Source organism: Microbacterium sp. HMWF026 (genome assembly GCF_003061325.1).
Lineage (GTDB): Bacteria > Actinomycetota > Actinomycetes > Actinomycetales > Microbacteriaceae > Microbacterium > Microbacterium testaceum_E.
This window is the reverse complement of the sequence record NZ_QAJB01000381.1, coordinates 1-1823: the sequence shown is the minus strand read 5'-3', so window position 1 is coordinate 1823 and position 1823 is coordinate 1. Positions and strand designations below refer to the sequence as shown.

General features: G+C 69.8%; 3 protein-coding genes and 2 pseudogenes. 4 read left to right on the top strand and 1 reads right to left on the bottom strand.

Features of this window, described 5'->3' with window-relative positions; genetic code table 11:
* Positions 1–356: pseudogene (locus tag DBR36_RS18530) on the top strand (ribonuclease E/G); the annotation flags it as partial.
* Positions 357–425: 69 nt separating this feature from the next.
* Here DBR36_RS18530 and DBR36_RS14220 read toward each other — a convergent pair.
* Positions 426–725 carry a DUF4031 domain-containing protein gene (locus DBR36_RS14220; RefSeq protein WP_108320427.1) on the bottom strand — a complete coding sequence of 100 codons (300 nt, stop codon included), beginning with the start codon at positions 723–725 and terminating at the stop codon, positions 426–428.
* 214 nt (positions 726–939) lie between these two features.
* Between DBR36_RS14220 and rplU the strand changes: the two genes are divergently transcribed.
* From rplU to obgE, 3 genes and pseudogenes are all read left to right on the top strand, one after another.
* Positions 940–1248, top strand: a complete 309-nt coding sequence (gene rplU, locus DBR36_RS14215) for a 50S ribosomal protein L21 (RefSeq protein WP_076675829.1) — start codon at positions 940–942, stop codon at positions 1246–1248.
* A gap of 18 nt (positions 1249–1266) precedes the next feature.
* Positions 1267–1524, top strand: coding sequence for a 50S ribosomal protein L27 (gene rpmA / locus DBR36_RS14210; protein WP_013586440.1), 258 nt, complete (start codon positions 1267–1269; stop codon positions 1522–1524).
* Positions 1525–1621: 97 nt separating this feature from the next.
* Positions 1622–1823, top strand: a pseudogene (gene obgE / locus DBR36_RS14205) (GTPase ObgE); the annotation flags it as partial.

Sequence of the window (1823 nt, the reverse complement as noted above, 5' to 3'; positions counted from 1 at the left end):
CCCACGTGATCACCGAGGGCGTCAAGTCCGCACTCGCGCAGATCGCGGCATCCACCGTCAAGCCGACCCTCGACGACCCCGCCGTCGTCGAGGCCGCGGTCGTGGCGTCGGTCGAGGCCGTTCTCGAGGCGAAGTCCGATGCGGCCGAGGCTCCGGCCCCGGTGCGCGAGAAGCGTCCGCGCAAGAAGCGCGAGCCCAAGGCTCCGCGCACCGAGAAGGACGCGCTGCTCGAGTCGGTGCTCGAGGCTCTGCCCGAGCCCAAGGCCCCCGGTCAGGGTCGCTCGCGTCGCCGCGTGACGACCGCCGCGCTCACCGGTACGCCGGTCAACGCGCAGCCTCCGGCGACGGAGTCCTGAACCCGTTCCACAGCCTGAGGGGTCGTCCTCGGTCGACGCGCACCGCGCTGTTCGGCGCGGGACGGCCCCTCAGGCGCGTCCGGGCGCGGACGGGGCGGCGGGGCGGCGCCGCTCGCGCGCGGTGATGCGCAATCCCGACGCACGCAACCGCCTCACGAGCTCCTTGCCGCCGACGTGCTCGGCGCCGGCGGCCACCAGCTCCGCGTGCCGTTCATCCGGGACGTCGTAGTGGTCCAGATCGAAGGCACGACGGGGGATGCCGGTGGCCTCGGCGAAGGCGTGGAGCTCGGCGAGGTCGCTGTCGCTGACGAGGTGCGCCCACAGGCGACCGTGCGCGGGCCATTGCGGATCGTCGATGAGAATGGCCATGCACCGATCGTACGGTCGACACGCGGGGCCGATGCTTTTGCCGGATGTCGTCCCGTGAGCTAAACTTGACCCTTGGTGCGTCGCGTCCGCTCCCATCCGAGCGTGACCCCGCGGGCTTTCGCCCGCTGGATCGCACCGAGACTTGGGTCGTCAGACCCTCCCGACGTCATCAGACAACCGGAGCCGTGCGCTCCCGAACGAAAACAGGTGTGAAGTGGTTTACGCAGTTGTGCGCGCCGGCGGCCGCCAGGAGAAGGTCCAGGTCGGCACGGTCGTCGTGCTCGACCGCCAGAAGGCGAAGGTCGGCGAGAGCATCCAGCTGCCCGCCGTGCTGTTCGTCGACGGCGACGCGGTCACGACCGACGCCGACAAGCTCGCGAAGGTCTCGGTCACGGCCGAGGTGCTCGGCGAGGAGCGCGGTCCGAAGATCGTGATCCAGAAGTTCAAGAACAAGACCGGCTACAAGAAGCGCCAGGGCCACCGTCAGGACCTCACGCGCGTCAAGATCACCGGCATCAAGTAAGAGCCAGGAGACGCAGAGATGGCACACAAAAAGGGCGCAAGCTCCACCCGCAACGGTCGTGACTCCAACGCACAGCGCCTCGGCGTGAAGCGCTTCGGTGGCCAGGCCGTCCTCGCCGGCGAGATCATCGTCCGCCAGCGCGGCACCCACTTCCACCCCGGCGCCAACGTCGGCCGTGGTGGCGACGACACGCTGTTCGCTCTGGCCGCCGGTGCGGTCGAGTTCGGCAACAAGGGCGGCCGCAAGGTCGTCAACATCGTCGCCGCAGCGGAGTAATCCACAGCGCTCCGGCGCTCTCGAGGGGGTGGGCACTGCCTGCCCCCTCTTTCTTTTCCCTCGTCGGCGAACCCGACCCTTCCCGGAAGGACCCGTCATGGTCACCTTCGTCGACCGCGTGACCCTGCACCTGCGTGCGGGCAAGGGCGGCAACGGCTGCGTCTCGGTGCGCCGTGAGAAGTTCAAGCCCCTGGCCGGTCCCGACGGCAGCAACGGCGGAAGCGGTGGGGACGTCGTGCTCGTGGCCGACCCCCAGGTCACGACGCTGCTGTCGTACCACCACTCGCCGCACCGCTCCG

What these genes read in the sequence shown, in the direction of transcription:
- DBR36_RS14220 (WP_108320427.1), bottom strand. Translation starts at nt 725, where the DNA reads ATGGCCATTCTCATCGACGATCCGCAATGGCCCGCGCACGGTCGCCTG.
- rpmA (WP_013586440.1), top strand. Translation starts at nt 1,267, where the DNA reads ATGGCACACAAAAAGGGCGCAAGCTCCACCCGCAACGGTCGTGACTCC.